General features: G+C 55.0%; 16 protein-coding genes. 6 read left to right on the forward strand and 10 right to left on the reverse strand.

What is annotated here, in order from left to right; translation table 11 throughout:
• Positions 1 to 281: 281 nt before the first annotated feature.
• The 5 genes from recG to gmk are packed head-to-tail and all read right to left on the reverse strand — an operon-like array spanning position 282 to position 6,148.
• The gene (gene recG / locus INF68_RS12095; RefSeq protein WP_126786496.1) at positions 282 to 2,363 is read right to left on the reverse strand and encodes an ATP-dependent DNA helicase RecG; all 2,082 of its coding nucleotides are present in this window, start codon (positions 2,361 to 2,363) and stop codon (positions 282 to 284) included.
• 3 nt (positions 2,364 to 2,366) lie between these two features.
• A complete protein-coding gene (gene trmH / locus INF68_RS12100) occupies positions 2,367 to 3,056 on the reverse strand; it encodes a tRNA (guanosine(18)-2'-O)-methyltransferase TrmH (RefSeq protein WP_064673820.1) in 690 nt (229 codons plus the stop codon).
• Between the two features lie 4 nt (positions 3,057 to 3,060).
• Positions 3,061 to 5,175 carry a bifunctional GTP diphosphokinase/guanosine-3',5'-bis pyrophosphate 3'-pyrophosphohydrolase gene (gene spoT / locus INF68_RS12105; protein WP_047347514.1) on the reverse strand — a complete coding sequence of 705 codons (2,115 nt, stop codon included), beginning with the start codon at positions 5,173 to 5,175 and terminating at the stop codon, positions 3,061 to 3,063.
• Positions 5,176 to 5,194: 19 nt separating this feature from the next.
• Positions 5,195 to 5,470, reverse strand: coding sequence for a DNA-directed RNA polymerase subunit omega (rpoZ, locus tag INF68_RS12110; protein ID WP_000135058.1), 276 nt, complete (start codon positions 5,468 to 5,470; stop codon positions 5,195 to 5,197).
• Positions 5,471 to 5,524: 54 nt separating this feature from the next.
• Complete coding sequence (gene gmk, locus INF68_RS12115; protein WP_010426438.1) at positions 5,525 to 6,148, reverse strand: guanylate kinase; 624 nt, start codon at positions 6,146 to 6,148, stop codon at positions 5,525 to 5,527.
• Between the two features lie 251 nt (positions 6,149 to 6,399).
• Here gmk and ligB point away from each other — a divergent pair, with 251 nt between their 5' ends.
• Positions 6,400 to 8,070 carry an NAD-dependent DNA ligase LigB gene (gene ligB / locus INF68_RS12120; RefSeq protein ID WP_126786495.1) on the forward strand — a complete coding sequence of 557 codons (1,671 nt, stop codon included), beginning with the start codon at positions 6,400 to 6,402 and terminating at the stop codon, positions 8,068 to 8,070.
• A gap of 2 nt (positions 8,071 to 8,072) precedes the next feature.
• On the opposite strand, the gene INF68_RS12125 is transcribed toward ligB, so the two are convergent.
• Positions 8,073 to 8,690 (reverse strand): trimeric intracellular cation channel family protein, encoded by a 618-nt coding sequence (locus INF68_RS12125; RefSeq protein ID WP_023334014.1) that lies wholly within the window; start codon positions 8,688 to 8,690, stop codon positions 8,073 to 8,075.
• Positions 8,691 to 8,895: 205 nt separating this feature from the next.
• The gene (locus tag INF68_RS12130; protein WP_023309886.1) at positions 8,896 to 9,759 is read right to left on the reverse strand and encodes a YicC/YloC family endoribonuclease; all 864 of its coding nucleotides are present in this window, start codon (positions 9,757 to 9,759) and stop codon (positions 8,896 to 8,898) included.
• 125 nt (positions 9,760 to 9,884) lie between these two features.
• On the opposite strand from INF68_RS12130, the gene rph reads away from it, so the two are divergent.
• On the forward strand, positions 9,885 to 10,601 hold the full coding sequence (rph, locus tag INF68_RS12135; RefSeq protein ID WP_010426431.1) for a ribonuclease PH: 717 nt from the start codon (positions 9,885 to 9,887) through the stop codon (positions 10,599 to 10,601).
• Between the two features lie 67 nt (positions 10,602 to 10,668).
• Positions 10,669 to 11,310, forward strand: coding sequence for an orotate phosphoribosyltransferase (gene pyrE, locus INF68_RS12140; protein ID WP_126786494.1), 642 nt, complete (start codon positions 10,669 to 10,671; stop codon positions 11,308 to 11,310).
• 40 nt (positions 11,311 to 11,350) lie between these two features.
• On the opposite strand, the gene slmA is transcribed toward pyrE, so the two are convergent.
• From slmA to coaBC, 3 genes are all read right to left on the reverse strand, one after another.
• Positions 11,351 to 11,947: a nucleoid occlusion factor SlmA gene (gene slmA / locus INF68_RS12145; protein WP_010426428.1), complete on the reverse strand. Its 597-nt coding sequence runs from the start codon at positions 11,945 to 11,947 to the stop codon at positions 11,351 to 11,353.
• Between the two features lie 120 nt (positions 11,948 to 12,067).
• Positions 12,068 to 12,526: a dUTP diphosphatase gene (dut, locus tag INF68_RS12150; protein ID WP_008502691.1), complete on the reverse strand. Its 459-nt coding sequence runs from the start codon at positions 12,524 to 12,526 to the stop codon at positions 12,068 to 12,070.
• Positions 12,504 to 13,715, reverse strand: coding sequence for a bifunctional phosphopantothenoylcysteine decarboxylase/phosphopantothenate--cysteine ligase CoaBC (coaBC, locus tag INF68_RS12155; RefSeq protein WP_109845898.1), 1,212 nt, complete (start codon positions 13,713 to 13,715; stop codon positions 12,504 to 12,506). The genes dut and coaBC overlap by 23 nt, the downstream gene beginning before the upstream one ends.
• A gap of 169 nt (positions 13,716 to 13,884) precedes the next feature.
• On the opposite strand from coaBC, the gene radC reads away from it, so the two are divergent.
• The 3 genes from radC (at position 13,885) to rpmG (ending at position 15,198) form a co-directional block, all read left to right on the forward strand.
• Positions 13,885 to 14,553, forward strand: a complete 669-nt coding sequence (gene radC, locus INF68_RS12160) for a DNA repair protein RadC (RefSeq protein ID WP_023309889.1) — start codon at positions 13,885 to 13,887, stop codon at positions 14,551 to 14,553.
• Positions 14,554 to 14,771: 218 nt separating this feature from the next.
• On the forward strand, positions 14,772 to 15,008 hold the full coding sequence (gene rpmB / locus INF68_RS12165) for a 50S ribosomal protein L28 (RefSeq protein ID WP_002436699.1): 237 nt from the start codon (positions 14,772 to 14,774) through the stop codon (positions 15,006 to 15,008).
• A gap of 22 nt (positions 15,009 to 15,030) precedes the next feature.
• The gene (gene rpmG / locus INF68_RS12170; protein WP_003024094.1) at positions 15,031 to 15,198 is read left to right on the forward strand and encodes a 50S ribosomal protein L33; all 168 of its coding nucleotides are present in this window, start codon (positions 15,031 to 15,033) and stop codon (positions 15,196 to 15,198) included.
• The last annotated feature ends 56 nt before the right edge of the window (positions 15,199 to 15,254 follow it).

Below are 15,254 nucleotides of genomic sequence, written 5' to 3' on the forward strand. Positions count from 1 at the left end.
TCTGTTTTTATCCCAGATAAAACCTGTGGAGTTTAGAAAGCGTACCTGTAGCCTAAATGCTATTATTTTTAATAAAGACCTAACATTGTTAAAATATAAAAATTAAATATGATCAAATAAAAAGTATAATAATTATGTATGAATTAAAAGTAATGGCACAATACTAACATGATAAGGTCGATGTTGTAATTAGAAAATTAAAAAGCTGGACATTAATGGAATAGTGAAGGTGACAGGCATTAATTAATACTATCGACCCCCGTTTTAACACCGACAAAAAATTAAGCGTTGGAATACTTTTCTGTCTCCGGCATCCAACGTTCAATCAATGCTGCCGCCTGTTGGGGATAGCGATCGTGAATATGGCGGGCGAGGCGCTGAACTTCGGGGATCATGGCCTGATCGCGCAGCAAATCCACCACTTTGAATTCAGCGTTGCCCGTCTGACGCGTGCCCAGCAGTTCGCCCGGGCCGCGGATCTCCAGGTCTTTTTGCGCAATGACAAACCCGTCGTTACTGTCGCGCAGCACCTGCAACCGCATCTGGGCGGTTTTCGAGAGCGGGGCTTTGTAAAGCAGGACGCAGTGGGACGCTACCGCACCACGCCCAACGCGTCCGCGCAGCTGGTGGAGCTGGGCAAGACCCAGGCGCTCCGGGTTTTCGATGATCATCAGGCTGGAATTCGGGACGTCCACGCCGACTTCGATCACCGTGGTGGCGATCAGCAGATGTAAATCACCCTGTTTGAACGACTGCATCACCGCCTGTTTTTCGGCGGGCTTCATGCGTCCGTGAACCAGACCCACGTTCAGCTCCGGCAGCGCCAGCTTAAGCTCTTCCCACGTGGCTTCGGCAGCCTGCGCTTCCAGCAGTTCAGATTCTTCAATCAGCGTACAGACCCAGTAGGCCTGACGCCCTTCCTGGGTGCAGGCGTTGCGCACGCGGTCAATGATATCGCTGCGGCGCGTGTCGGGAATGGCGACCGTGGTGACCGGCGTACGGCCCGGCGGCAGTTCGTCGATGGTGGAGGTATCCAGATCGGCGTAAGCGGTCATCGCCAGGGTGCGCGGGATCGGCGTGGCGGTCATGATCAGCTGATGCGGGTGGAAGCCCTGTTGAAGGCCTTTTTCCCACAGCGCAAGACGCTGATGGACGCCAAAGCGGTGTTGTTCATCGATAATCACCAGCGCAAGGCCGCTGAACTGCACCTGCTCCTGGAAGATAGCGTGCGTGCCGACAATCATCTGCACCTGCCCACTGGCAATAGCCTCCTGTTGCGCAAGGCGCGCTTTGCCTTTTTGCTTCCCTGCAAGCCAGCCCACTTCAATCCCGAGTGGCGCAAACCAGGCGCGGAAATTGTTGGCGTGCTGTTCAGCCAGCAGCTCGGTCGGCGCCATTAGCGCCACCTGTTTACCGTGGGCAATCGCGCGCAGGGCCGCCAGCGCGGCAACCAGCGTTTTACCGGAGCCCACGTCGCCCTGCACCAGGCGCATCATCGGCACGTCGAGCGCCATATCGCGTTCAATCTCGGCGGTGACGCGCGCCTGCGCGCCGGTGGGTTTAAACGGCAGCGAGGCCAGCAGCTTATCTTTGAGCGCATCATTCTGGCTTAACGGCTGAGCGTGGAAACGCTGCGCGCCCGCGCGAAGCGCCAGCATGCTCAGGTTATGCGCCAGTAATTCCTCAAGGATAAGACGCTGTTGGGCGGGGTGTTTGCCGCTTTCTAAATCGCTGAGCTGCAGCGTTGGCAGCGGTCGATGCAGGGTTCGCAGCGCCTCGGGCAGGCTCATCATGCCCTGCGCCAGCTCGGGCGGCAGCAGCTCGGTAATTGCGCAGGTATCCAGCAGCTCCAGCGCCTGATCGGTGAGCTTACGCAGCGTCGCCTGCTTGATGCCTTCGGTCGTCGGGTAAACCGGGGTAAGCGTCTCCTGCATTTCCGGCGTGCTGAGATCGCCCTGCACGCGGTACTCCGGGTGGATCATCTCTGCGCCGTATTTCCCGCGTTTGGCTTCGCCATAGGCCAGCACCCTGCGGCCCGTCGCCAGGCTGTTTTTCATCGCCGCGCTGAAGTTGAAAAAACGCATGGTGAGAATGCCGGTGCCGTCGCTGATCTGGCAGGTCATCATCCGGCGTCCGCCGAAGGTGATGTTGCAGTTCAGGACTTCGCCTTCAACGGTGGCGTAAATGGCGGGAAGGAGATCGCCAATCTTGTAGAGCTGAGTGCGGTCTTCGTAACGCAGGGGGAGGTGAAGCAGGAGATCCTGCACGGTGTGCAGGCCAATTTTTGCCAGCTTATTGCTTTGCGCCGCGCCCACGCCCGTCAGGCTGTTAAGCGGGATGGCATCCAGCAGGCGGCCTTTCATCGCTTACCCGGCGTACTGCATGGTGGCCCACCACTCGGCATCGGCTTCAATTTCGCCCTGCGCGTTGACGTGGGGGTAAGGCAATTTTTTCTGCTTCGCAACGCGAGCCAGCACCGGATAACCACCTTCAAACAGCAGGCGCTGCTGTTCATCTTCCGGCAGCATGCTGTTGCTGCGCTCGTACATCCCGGCGTTCTGACGCTGACGCTGCGCTTCATACAGAATGAGTGCGGACGCCACGGAGACGTTCAAAGACTGCACCATGCCGATCATCGGAATGATGATGTCACGATCCGCCAGATCCAGCGCTTCCTGGGTGATCCCGGTTTTCTCCTGACCCATCAAAATGCAGGTCGGGCGGGTGTAGTCGATCTCGCGGAAATCTACGGCTTTAGCGGACAGGTTAGTGGCAAGGATCTGCATCCCGCGCCCTTTCAGGTGCGATACGGCTTCGCCAATGGTGTGATGATTTTTGACAGACACCCAGCTGTTGCTGCCTGCCGCCGCCGAGACCGTATTGCGCATACGGCCGTCCGGCCAGACGGCATGCACTTCATGCACACCGACGGCATCTGCGGTACGGACGATAGCAGAGACGTTATGAGGTTTATGCACCTGCTCCATGCAGACCGTCAGGTCAGGCTGACGCCTGGCGAGCATTTCGCAGATACGTGCATAACGTTGTGAATTCATAAACCTAGTTTCGGTTTCGGGTGACTTTAATCACGTCCGGCATGACGCGGATCTTGCGCATAATATTCGCCAGATGCACGCGGTCGCGGGCGGTCAGACGAATAAAGGCGCTGTACACGCGGCCATCTTTTTCTTCCGTATTCAGGCTTTGAATGTTGGAAGAAGCCGTGTTGATCGCTGCCGTCAGGTTCGCCAGGGCACCCTGATGGTTGAACATATCCACCTTAATTTCGGTGATAAATTCCTGCGCCGTCTCTTTATCCCACTCGACCGCCATAAACTTCTCGGCCTCTTTCTGGTAGCCGCGAATGTTACGACAGGATTCGTGGTGGATAACCAGCCCTTTGCCCGGGCTGACGTGCGCAATAATCGGGTCGCCAGGTATTGGACGGCAACATTTTGCGAAGGTGATCAGCACCCCATCCGCGCCTTTAATCGGCAGGTGTCCGTGGCTTTGCGTGGTTGCAGGCACCGCTGTCGTGTCGCCTTGCTGCAGGTTCTTCGCCACCACCACGCTCATGGCGTTGCCGAGGCCAATCTCTGCCAGCAGGTCATCAAGCGACGCGAGCTTCATGCGCTCCAGCTCGCGCTGGACGTTCTCCTGCGGAATTTCAGCCAGCTTACGGCTGCCGCCCAACGCGTGGTTGAGCAGACGACGCCCCAGGCTGACGGAATCATCACGCTTGAGGTTTTTCAGCAGCTGGCGAATTTTGGCGCGTGCTTTGGAGCTCACGACAAAGTTCAGCCAGGCCGCGTTCGGACGTGCGCCCGGGGCGGTAATAATTTCTACCGTCTGGCCGCTGGAGAGCGGCTGAGAGAGCGGATAAGGCTGTCTGTCAACGCGCGCGCCGACGCAGGCATGCCCGATATCGGTGTGCACGGCGTAAGCGAAGTCGACCGGCGTTGCGCCTGCAGGCAGTTCGACAATGCGGCCTTCTGGGGTGAAAACGTAAATCTCATCCGGGAAGAGATCGGATTTAACGCTCTCGATAAATTCAAACGAGCTACCCGCACTCTGCTGAAGCTCCAGCAGGCTCTGCATCCAGCGCTGGGCGCGGATTTGTGCGGTCGTGCTGCTTTCGCCACCGTGCTCTTTATACGCCCAGTGTGCGGCAACCCCCATCTCTGCCATCTGGTCCATGTCTTCGGTGCGAATTTGCACCTCAACAGGCACGCCGTGTGGCCCGATCATCGAGGTGTGCAAAGATTGATAGCCGTTCGCTTTTGGGATAGCGATGTAATCTTTCATGCGCCCCGGACGCGGTTTGTAGAGGCTGTGCATCTGCCCCAGCACGCGATAGCAGGTGTCCGAGTCGTGGACGATCACGCGGAAAGCGTAGATATCCATGATCGAGTGAAAACGCTGCTCTTTGAGCACCATTTTGCAGTAGATGGAGTACAAATGTTTTTCGCGACCGCTGACGCGGCACGGAATTCCCGCTTCCTGTAAGCGCCCTTCAATTTCCGAGAGGATTTTTTGAATCATCTCTTTACGGTTACCGCGTGCGGCTTTCACCACCTCTTTAATCACGCGATAGCGGTTCGGGTACAACGCTTCAAAACCCAGCTCTTCCAGCTCGGTTTTTATGTGGTGAATACCTAAACGGTGCGCCAGCGGACTGTAGATTTCGAGGGTTTCACGGGCAATGCGGCGACGTTTATCCGGGCGAAGTGAGCCCAGCGTGCGCATGTTGTGGGTACGGTCAGCGAGTTTGATGAGAATGACGCGGATATCCTGCACCATCGCCATAATCATCTTGCGGAAGTTTTCGGCTTGCGCCTCTTTCTTGTCGCGGAAATTCAGCTTATCAAGCTTAGAGACCCCTTCCACCAGTTCGGCAACGCTTTTGCCAAACAGCTGTTCCATGTCCTGGTAAGTGGCAGGGGTATCTTCGATCACGTCATGCAGCAGAGCGGCCATCAGCGTTTCGTGGTCGAGTTTCATCTCGGCCAGAATACAGGCCACCGCTACCGGGTGCGTGATATAGGGTTCACCGCTTGAACGTGTCTGGCCCTCGTGAGCGTCACGTGCAACGAGATACGCCTGCTGAAGACGCTTAATCTGGTCTTCAGGCAGGTAGGTTTGAATCAGTTGATTCAGGCTTTCAAACAGATACAAGGGCGACCCGCAGGTTTAATTAACGACGACCTTCAGCAATAGCGGTTACGGCCTGCAGTTCTGCGGCTTCCTGCTCTTGCTGCTCCTGGCGCTCACGCACGTCGAGGATCTGGTTGTTGATCAGACCTTCTTCGATTTCGCGAAGTGCAATAACGGTGGTTTTATCGTTTTCTTCCGGTACCAGCGGATCTTTACCGCCTACCTGCATCTGACGAGCGCGACGCGCGGCGACCAGCACCAGGTCAAAACGGTTACCAATTTTCTCTACAGCGTCCTGAACAGTTACGCGTGCCATACTTAAAATGCTCCACAGGTGAAGAAATGACTGGGCATGATACTGAAAGTGGGTTCAGTCTGCCAACAGTTTGGTGATTAATGCGTCATGTCGCTGCTTCTGGCGGCTCATACGCAGACGTTCTGCACGAAGAATGGTTTTGAGATCGCTCAGTGCGGCATCAAAATCATCATTCACAATAAGGTAATCATATTCCGCGTAATGGCTCATTTCTGCAACAGCCTGTTCCATACGCTTTGCGATCACTTCTTCGCTGTCCTGACCGCGGCCACGCAGGCGGCGATCCAGCTCATCTTTCGATGGCGGTAAAATAAAGATACTGCGCGAGTCAGGCATTTTCTTGCGAATTTGCTGTGCGCCCTGCCAGTCGATATCCAGGAACACATTCACGCCCGTGGCCAGAACCTGCTCAATGGTTTCACGCGAGGTACCGTAGTAATTACCGAATACTTCAGCGTGTTCAAGAAACGCGTCTCTGCCGATCATCGCTCTGAATTCGTCGTGATCCACAAAGAAATAGTGTTCACCGTGCACTTCACCCGGACGCGGCGCTCGCGTGGTGTGAGAAACAGAAACCTGTGTGTCGTACAACGGTTGGGTTTTTAACAGTGCCTGAATAAGGCTGGATTTACCCGCGCCACTAGGGGCAGAAACAATATAAAGCGTGCCTTGAGCCATGAGAGTCTTTTGTATGTGTTAACGAAGAAGTCCTACATACGGGCTTATTATACACGTCACCGCCGTGTGACGTAGCCTTTGTCACACTTTTTCCCCTGGATTATTGAATTTTGCGTGCCGTTTTCAGGTTTTATCTGTGGTTTTCAGCAACCAAAAGAAACACCGGATAGCCTCTCGCATTGTGAAACGTTGCTGTTAGCGTTGTTTCAAGCATCCGGGTATACCTCCTGCAATGCAAAGGAGGGGTAGCGATGTGGCGATGGATAAGCGGGTTAATGCTGTTGTGGTGTGGCTATGGCGCGGCGGTGTGTCCGGTGTGGTCGCAGGCAAAAGCAGAAAAAGAGATGGCGTCGTTAAGCGCGCAAATCAAAGGCTGGGATGAGGCCTACTGGAAGCAGGGCGTGAGTGAGATCAACGACGAGGTTTACGACCAGCTTCACGGGCGGTTAATGCAGTGGCAGCGCTGTTTTGGCAGCGAGCCTTCAGAAGAGAAACTCCCTACGCTGGCGGGAAGCGTAAAACATCCTGTTGCCCATACGGGCGTACATAAAGTGGCCAGCAAAGAGGAGTTGAGACAGTGGATGCGTGTCCGACGTAACCTCTGGATGCAGCCTAAAGTTGACGGTGTGGCGGTAACGCTGGTCTATCGCAACGGAAAGTTAACTCAGGCTATCAGTCGCGGTGATGGCCTGAAAGGGGAAGACTGGACCGGGAAGGTGCATTTAATCCCGTCTGTTCCGCAAAAGCTCACCGGCGCGCTGGCGAATAGCGTCTTGCAGGGCGAGCTTTTCTGGTTGCGTGACAATCACATTCAGCAGCAGATGGGCGGAATGAACGCTCGCGCAAAGGTGGCAGGGGCGATGATGCGGCAAAAGGATAACTCGCTATTGAGCAAGATCGGCGTATTCATCTGGGCCTGGCCGGACGGACCGAAAGATATGCGTACCTCTTTAGCTGAACTGTCTCAGGCCGGTTTTACGCTGTCGGCACGGTATACGCTACCCGCCGAATCTGTCGATGCCGTCGAGAAGCAGCGCGCGGCCTGGCACGTGACCGCATTACCCTTTGCCACGGATGGGATTGTGGTGCGTTCGGAGGATGAACCCGCGGGTGAAGAGTGGTTACCGGGAGAAGGCAGCTGGGTTGTCGCGTGGAAATATCCTCCCGCAGCCCAGGTTGCAGAGGTGAGTGATATTCATTTTTCCGTGGGGCGCACGGGCAAAATTTCCGTTGTAGCAGCGTTGGAGCCCGTACAACTGGATGATAAACAGGTGCAGCGGGTGAGTCTGGGCTCGGTTGGGCGCTGGCAGAGTCTGGATATTGCTACGGGGGATCAGATACAGATCAGCCTGGCCGGGCAGGGTATCCCCCGGTTTGATAAGGTGCTCTGGCGCGGAACGGACAGACATAAACCAGAGCCACCGGCCTCACGCTATCATGCTCTTAGCTGTTTCTATGCTTCACCGGAGTGTATGGAGCAGTTCTTTGCCCGGCTGACCTGGCTCAGTTCAAAGCAGGTACTTGATATTGAAGGAGTAGGCGAGTCAGGCTGGCGAACCCTCTGGCAGGCGCATCATTTTGAACATCTCTTTTCATGGCTGTTATTAACGCAGGCGCAGCTGCAGGCTACACCGGGATTTTCCTCAGCACGCGGGCTGGCGCTCTGGCATCGATTTAATCTGGTGCGCGAGAAGCCGTTTATCCGCTGGCTCATGGCAATGGGTGTGCCATTGACCCAGGCTTCGCTGAAGGCGATGGGAGACATATCGTGGCAGAAGATGAGCGGGCGCAACGCAAAGGACTGGCAGACCCTGCCGGGAACAGGAGAGGAAAAAGCGCGACAAATCGTTAACTGGATTCACGCCCCTCAGATTGATGTGCTGGCGAAATGGCTCGCTGAACAGCACATCAACGGGTTCTGAAGCTAGTGGGCGCTGTGTTTGTAATGAAAAACGGGCAGCCCGAGCTTCAGACGCAGCGCCAGCATGCGGGCCGTAAAGCCAAACAGCAGCGTCGAGATGACCACCACGTCATGGTTAGAAACATAATGCTGCAGAGCGATATAAAGCACTGCTGCCGCAAAGGAGATGCCGGCATACAGCTCTTTTTGAAAGACCAGGGGGATGCGTTTGCAGAACATATCTCGCAGCACACCGCCGAATACGCCCGTGACCACGGCGGCGATGGTGGCGATAACCGGTCCTTCCCCCATATCGAGCGCGATTTGCGCGCCGATGATCGAAAAGACAATCAGCCCCAGCGCATCAAGCACAAGGAACAGGCGGCGAAGATGGGGCATAACGGGTGCCACTATGGTGGTTAACACGGCGGCCGTCGCCACAATAATCACGTACTCAGGGTGTTTAACCCAGCCGAGCGGGTAATGGCCAAGCAGAATATCGCGCACGGAACCGCCGCCCAGTGCGGTTGCCGTAGCAATAATGATCACGCCGAAGGTGTCCATACGGCGACGCCCGGCGGCAAGTGCGCCGGTCATGGCTTCTGCGGTGATGCCAATGAGATAAAGGATGTGAAGCAGCATATACCCTCCGGTGTGAACGCGGGGGAGGTTAGCGATTTGTGTGCAAGATCACGATTGAGATTTTCTAAGGCAAGTCAGTTTGCCCTATAAATTTTTATCAAGTTCTATAGAGAAAGCTTGATGGAAGGCGGCAAAGCGACAAAATTGGCGTTAAGATGGATTAGAAATAGTAATGGGTGGTGCGGTCGACACCACCCGAAAGGCATTACTCGATATTCTGGATCTGCTCGCGCATCTGTTCAATCAGCACTTTCAGCTCAATCGCTGAATTCGTCACTTCTGCATTGATCGACTTAGACGCCAGAGTGTTCGACTCGCGGTTGAACTCCTGCATCATAAAGTCCAGACGGCGGCCCACAGCTTCTTTTTTCTTCAGAATGTTGTAGGTTTCTTTAACGTGCGCTTCCAGACGGTCCAGCTCTTCAGCGACATCGATACGCTGCGCCATCAGCACCAGCTCTTGTTCCAGACGGGTGTTTTCCAGCTGAACTTCCGCTTCTTCCAGTTTGGCGACAAGGCGCTCGCGCTGCCATTGCAGCACTTCTGGCATATGGGTGCGGACTTTCGCTACTTCGGTGCTCACGCCTTCAAGACGCTGCTCAATCATCGCTTTCAGCGCCTGGCCTTCGGTTTCACGGGCAACGATAAAGTCGTCCAGCGTGCCGTCGAGAGCTGCCAGGATTTCAGCGGCAATGGCGTCCAGATCCTGCTCACCGGCGGCCATGACGCCAGGCCAGCGCAGAATATCAACCGGGTTGATTTCGCCTTCATCGCTCTGCATTTTGACCCAGTTCGCCGCATTCACGAGCTGTTTTGCCAGTTTTTCGTTGAGGATGAGCTCGCCCTGTGCGCTGGCATCGGGCTCAAAGCGCAGGTTACATTCCACTTTCCCGCGCGTCAGACGCGTACGGATACGTTCACGTACGACAGGCTCAAGGCTGCGGAACTGCTCCGGCATACGGAAATACGTTTCCAGGTAACGCTGGTTTACCGAGCGCATTTCCCATGTGGCGCTGCCCCAGCTACCCTTGATTTCACGCCGGGCGTAGGCGGTCATACTGCGGATCATAGACATTCCCGTTTTTAAAGGACAGATTGGGGGATTATAGCTTTCGGGGGCTTCTCAGGATAGGAATAAGCGTCCTTTATCCGTATAATGCGCAGCCACATTCGTTTCAAGCCGGAGAATCCATCATGCGTCCATCAGGTCGTAGCGCCAACCAGGTGCGTCCCGTCACCCTGACCCGTAACTATACAAAACACGCTGAAGGCTCCGTGCTGGTTGAGTTTGGTGACACTAAAGTGCTGTGCACCGCCTCCATCGAAGAAGGCGTTCCGCGCTTCCTGAAAGGTCAGGGCCAGGGCTGGATAACCGCAGAATACGGCATGCTGCCGCGTGCGACCCATACCCGTAATGCCCGTGAAGCGGCAAAGGGTAAGCAGGGCGGTCGTACCATGGAGATTCAACGTCTGATCGCGCGTGCGCTGCGCGCCGCCGTTGACCTGAAAATCCTCGGCGAATTCACCATCACTCTCGATTGCGACGTCATTCAGGCAGACGGCGGTACGCGTACGGCGTCGATTACCGGTGCCTGCGTGGCGCTGGCCGATGCCCTGAACAAGCTGGTTGCGGCCGGTAAGCTGAAAACCAACCCAATGAAAGGCATGGTTGCGGCGGTTTCAGTTGGTATTGTTAACGGCGAAGCGCTTTGCGATCTGGAATACGTTGAAGATTCCGCAGCCGAAACCGACATGAACGTGGTGATGACCGAAGACGGTCGCATCATTGAGGTGCAGGGCACGGCGGAAGGCGAGCCGTTCACCCACGAAGAGCTTCTCTCCCTGCTGGCGTTGGCCCGAGGAGGAATCGAATCCATTGTAACGACGCAGAAAGCGGCGTTAGAAAATTGATTTTAAAGGCGACCAATGAGTCGCCTTTTTTTTGCCTGTAAGACAGAAAAACCAAAGGAGCAAATCCATGAAATCGTATCAGCGCCAGTTTATTGAGTTTGCGCTTAACAAGCAGGTACTTAAGTTTGGCGAATTTACGCTGAAATCCGGGCGTAAGAGTCCCTATTTCTTCAACGCCGGGCTGTTTAATACCGGGCGCGATCTGGCACTGTTAGGCCGTTTCTATGCCGAAGCGCTGGTGGATTCCGGGATTGATTTTGACCTGCTGTTTGGCCCGGCCTATAAAGGCATTCCAATTGCGACAACCACCGCGGTGGCGCTGGCGGAACACCATGACCGCGACGTGCCGTACTGCTTTAACCGCAAAGAAGCCAAAACCCATGGTGAAGGCGGGAATCTGGTTGGCAGCGCGCTGCAGGGCCGCATCATGCTGGTCGATGACGTGATTACTGCGGGTACGGCGATCCGTGAATCGATGGAGATTATTCAGGCCAACGGTGCGACGCTTGCTGGCGTGCTGATTTCTCTGGATCGTCAGGAGCGTGGTCGCGGTGAAATTTCCGCTATTCAGGAAGTCGAGCGCGATTACAGCTGCAAAGTGACGTCGATTATTACCCTGAAAGACCTGATTGCGTATCTGGAAGAGAAGCCTGAGATGGCGGACCATCTGGCGGCGGTACGTGCGTACCGGGAAGAGTTCGGGGTGTAATTAAATTGCCCGGTGGCGCTACGCTTACCGGGCTTACGGATTACTGCAGCTGAGCAGCCACTAACGGCCAGCGGGCGTCAAAATCGTCCGTTGGACGGTATTTGAATTCGCTACGCACAAAGCGGGAAAGCATCCCTTCACAAAACGCCAGAATCTGGCTTGCCAGCAGCGTCTCATCGATGGTGTAACCTTCGCCTTCACGCATTTTCTTTTCGCGCAGTACCTGGCGCAGCTGCGCTTCAATACGCTCGAAAAGCTGGTTAATGCGGCCCTGCAGTCTGTCCTGTTCAAACATCAGCGCGTGGCCGGTGAGAATGCGGGTTAAGCCCGGATTGCGCTCACCGAAGCCCAGGATTAACAGCACAATCAGACGCAAACGCGCGGTGGTGTCTTTTTCGTCTTTCAGAATCAGGTTGATGCGCGTAATCAGGCTGTCTTCAATAAACTCGATCAGGCTGTCGAACATCCGGGTCTTGCTCGGGAAATGACGGTACAGCGCCGCCTCAGACACGCCTACAGAGGCGGCCAGTTTAGCGGTGGTGATGCGTTGACTGCCATCGCTGGATTCAAGCATCAGAGCCAGAGATTGAAGTATTTCTTCGCGACGATTCCTTTTCGCAGTTTGTTTTTCTGCCATGTTACAAAATACCCCTGAAAATAAGCACTTGCCAGGCTGGCATCCACACAGCGACCGCAAACGGGCGTTTGCGGTTTGTTATTGCATTATAACGCTGTGAGATACGTGTCTTTCGGGCCGTTATTTGCGCCCGGAATGGCCGAAGCCGCCTTCGCCACGGTCGGTGGCGTCAAAGTCTGCCACCAGGTTAAATTCTGCCTGTACCACCGGTACAAAGACCATCTGGGCGATACGCTCGCCCGGTTCAATGGTGAAGCTGTCCTGACCGCGGTTCCAGACGGAGACCATAAGCTGACCCTGGTAGTCGGAGTCGATCAGGCCCACCAGGTTACCCAGCACAACGCCGTGCTTATGGCCCAGACCAGAACGCGGCAGGATCACCGCTGCCAGAGACGGGTCAGCAATGTGAATTGCCAGGCCAGTTGGAACCAGGGTAGTGGCACCCGGAGCCAGTTCTACGGCGTCATCGAGACAGGCGCGCAGGTCAAGACCGGCAGAACCGGAGGTGGCATAGGTTGGCAGCGGGAATTGCTCGCCAACACGCGGGTCCAGAATCTTAACGTCGATTTTTTTCATCATAACGGGTAACGATCTCGTCCAGTAATTGTTGGCCCAGGAGTTCCTTGCGCTCAAGCGGTAAGACTTTATCTCCATCCTGCCAGAAAAGGTGCAGTGCGTTGCTGTCGCTGTTAAATCCTTGTGTGGCCAGCGATACGTCGTTCGCGCAAATCAAATCGAGGTTTTTGCGGGTACGTTTTTGCCGGGCATATTCTTCCACATTATTCGTTTCTGCGGCAAACCCAACAACGTATGGACGATGGCTTTTTAGTGCGGCGACGCCGGCAACAATGTCCGGGTTTTTCACCATTTTTAGTGTTAATTCATCGCCTTGCTTTTTAATTTTAGCCTCGGCGATCGTCTCGGCACGATAGTCTGCGACGGCCGCACAGCCGATAAAAATATGCTGGCTTTGCGCATGTGCCTGCACGGCGGCTTCCATCTCCAGCGCGGTAGTCACGTCAATTCGCTTCACAAACGCAGGGGTAGGTAGCGATACCGGGCCGCTCACCAGCGTGACGTTCGCGCCACGCCTTGCGGCGGCGGCGGCAATCGCGAAGCCCATTTTGCCGGAGCTGTGGTTGGTGATGTAGCGCACCGGATCCAACGGCTCGCGCGTGGGACCCGCGGTAATCATGATGTTGAGATGTTGCAGATCGTTGACAGGCGAAAAATGGGCTGCGGCCATATCAACAATCGTCAGCGGATCAAGCATGCGACCCGGGCCAACGTCGCCGCAGGCCTGGCTGCCGCTATCCGGACCCCAGATAAGCAGGCCGCGTGAGGCCAGCGTCTCCAGATTATGCTGGGTGGCCGCGTTACGGTACATCTGCTGGTTCATTGCAGGAACGACGGCAACTGGAGCTGGCGTGGCCAGACAAATGGTGGAGACCAGATCGTTTGCCATACCGGCCGCCACCCGAGCGATTAAATCAGCCGTGGCGGGGGCGAGGATAACCAGGTCTGCCCATTTACCCAGCTCAATATGGCCCATCGCGGCTTCGGCGGCCGGATCGAGCAGGCTGTCAGATACCGGGTATCCTGAAACGGCCTGCAGGCTCAGGGGAGTGATAAAGGCTTTACCGCCTTCGGTTATCGCGACCCGCACGTCAGCTCCGCGCTCGCGCAGACGACGCACCAGCTCCGGCGCTTTATAAGCAGCAATGCCGCCGCTCACGCCAAGAACGATTTTTTTACCGGCCAGGCTCATCATGATTCTTTCCTGTTGGGTTTCACCAGAGAGCGGGCATTTTATCACAATCCCCAAAGCGGAGTGATTTTGTACTTCGTCCACTTTGCGAGGCGCTACGCAAGAACGCATCGTGGCCGTCGAGCGACGGATTGGCCTGTGGCAGCATGAGGTTAAAAAGGAGAAGAGCATGGAAGAAGAGGATGAGGAGCTGCTGCCGCGCGAAAAACTGCTGCGCTATGGCGTCACCCTGTTAAAAGACGATGAACTATTGGCGCTCTTTTTACGTACCGGAACGCCCGGGAAAACGGTATTTACGCTGGCAAAAGAGCTGATAGCACATTTCGGTTCGCTGTACGGTTTATTGACCGCCGACCTGGCGCAGTTTAAGCACGTTGAGGGAATTGGCGTGGCGAAATATGCCCAGCTGAGGGGCATTGCTGAACTTGCCCGCCGTTTTTACAATGTCCGCATGGAGAAGGAAGATCCGATCCTGACGCCAGAAATGACGCGCGAATTCCTGCAGAGCCAGTTAACCGATATTGAACGCGAGATCTTTATGGTGATCTTTGTCGATAACAGAAATCGGGTGCTGAAACATAGCTGTCTCTTTGCGGGCACGTTGAGCCACGTTGAGGTGCATCCGCGTGAAATTGTGCGGGAAGCGATAAAAGTGAATGCAGCGGGCGTGATCCTCGCGCATAATCACCCCTCTGGCTGTGCAGAACCGAGCAGAGCGGACAAAGAAATCACCGAACGCATTATCAAATGCTGTCAATTCATGGACATTCGTGTGCTGGACCATCTGATAATTGGCCGCGGTGAGTACATTTCTTTCGCAGAACATGGATGGATTTAGGCTATTTCTCGCGATCCATCGGGATCTTTGTCTGTTCGGGACTTGAGCACACCGCCGAGTCAGCGTATACTACGCCACCTTTGAGAATCTCGGGTTTGGCATTTGGGCCTGGCAATCGAGAGTTCACTTAGAACTATGCGATGACCGGGCTGTAAAGCCTGACGAGGCGCCGATACCCCATACGAAGCTCGAGCTAATTTGATTTTTGGAGAATAGACATGTCCCGAGTCTGCCAAGTTACTGGCAAGCGTCCGGTGACCGGTAACAACCGTTCCCACGCACTGAACGCGACTAAACGCCGTTTCCTGCCGAACCTGCACTCTCACCGTTTCTGGGTTGAGAGCGAGAAGCGTTTTGTCACCCTGCGCGTATCTGCTAAAGGTATGCGTGTAATCGATAAGAAAGGCATCGATACAGTTCTGTCCGAACTGCGTGCCCGTGGCGAAAAGTACTAAGTACTTAAAGAGGAAATAAATCATGGCTAAAGGTATTCGCGAGAAAATCAAGCTGGTTTCTTCTGCTGGTACAGGTCACTTCTACACCACCACGAAGAACAAACGTACTAAGCCGGAAAAACTGGAACTGAAAAAATTCGATCCAGTTGTACGCCAGCACGTACTGTACAAAGAAGCTAAAATCAAATAATTTTAGTCTCCTTGTATCGAAAAACCCCGCAACTGCGGGGTTTTTTGCATTCTGTA

Source organism: Enterobacter cloacae complex sp. P16RS2, from assembly GCF_014982155.1.
GTDB lineage: Bacteria > Pseudomonadota > Gammaproteobacteria > Enterobacterales > Enterobacteriaceae > Enterobacter > Enterobacter cloacae_M.

Coding starts and splice junctions, on each gene's coding strand:
- trmH (WP_064673820.1), bottom strand. CDS start 3,056: ATGAATTCACAACGTTATGCACGTATCTGCGAAATGCTCGCCAGGCGT.
- pyrE (WP_126786494.1), top strand. CDS start 10,669: ATGAAATCGTATCAGCGCCAGTTTATTGAGTTTGCGCTTAACAAGCAG.
- radC (WP_023309889.1), top strand. CDS start 13,885: ATGGAAGAAGAGGATGAGGAGCTGCTGCCGCGCGAAAAACTGCTGCGC.
- INF68_RS12125 (WP_023334014.1), bottom strand. CDS start 8,690: ATGCTGCTTCACATCCTTTATCTCATTGGCATCACCGCAGAAGCCATG.
- dut (WP_008502691.1), bottom strand. CDS start 12,526: ATGATGAAAAAAATCGACGTTAAGATTCTGGACCCGCGTGTTGGCGAG.
- rpmG (WP_003024094.1), top strand. CDS start 15,031: ATGGCTAAAGGTATTCGCGAGAAAATCAAGCTGGTTTCTTCTGCTGGT.
- rpmB (WP_002436699.1), top strand. CDS start 14,772: ATGTCCCGAGTCTGCCAAGTTACTGGCAAGCGTCCGGTGACCGGTAAC.
- gmk (WP_010426438.1), bottom strand. CDS start 6,148: ATGGCTCAAGGCACGCTTTATATTGTTTCTGCCCCTAGTGGCGCGGGT.
- INF68_RS12130 (WP_023309886.1), bottom strand. CDS start 9,759: ATGATCCGCAGTATGACCGCCTACGCCCGGCGTGAAATCAAGGGTAGC.
- rph (WP_010426431.1), top strand. CDS start 9,885: ATGCGTCCATCAGGTCGTAGCGCCAACCAGGTGCGTCCCGTCACCCTG.
- recG (WP_126786496.1), bottom strand. CDS start 2,363: ATGAAAGGCCGCCTGCTGGATGCCATCCCGCTTAACAGCCTGACGGGC.
- ligB (WP_126786495.1), top strand. CDS start 6,400: ATGTGGCGATGGATAAGCGGGTTAATGCTGTTGTGGTGTGGCTATGGC.
- rpoZ (WP_000135058.1), bottom strand. CDS start 5,470: ATGGCACGCGTAACTGTTCAGGACGCTGTAGAGAAAATTGGTAACCGT.
- slmA (WP_010426428.1), bottom strand. CDS start 11,947: ATGGCAGAAAAACAAACTGCGAAAAGGAATCGTCGCGAAGAAATACTT.
- coaBC (WP_109845898.1), bottom strand. CDS start 13,715: ATGAGCCTGGCCGGTAAAAAAATCGTTCTTGGCGTGAGCGGCGGCATT.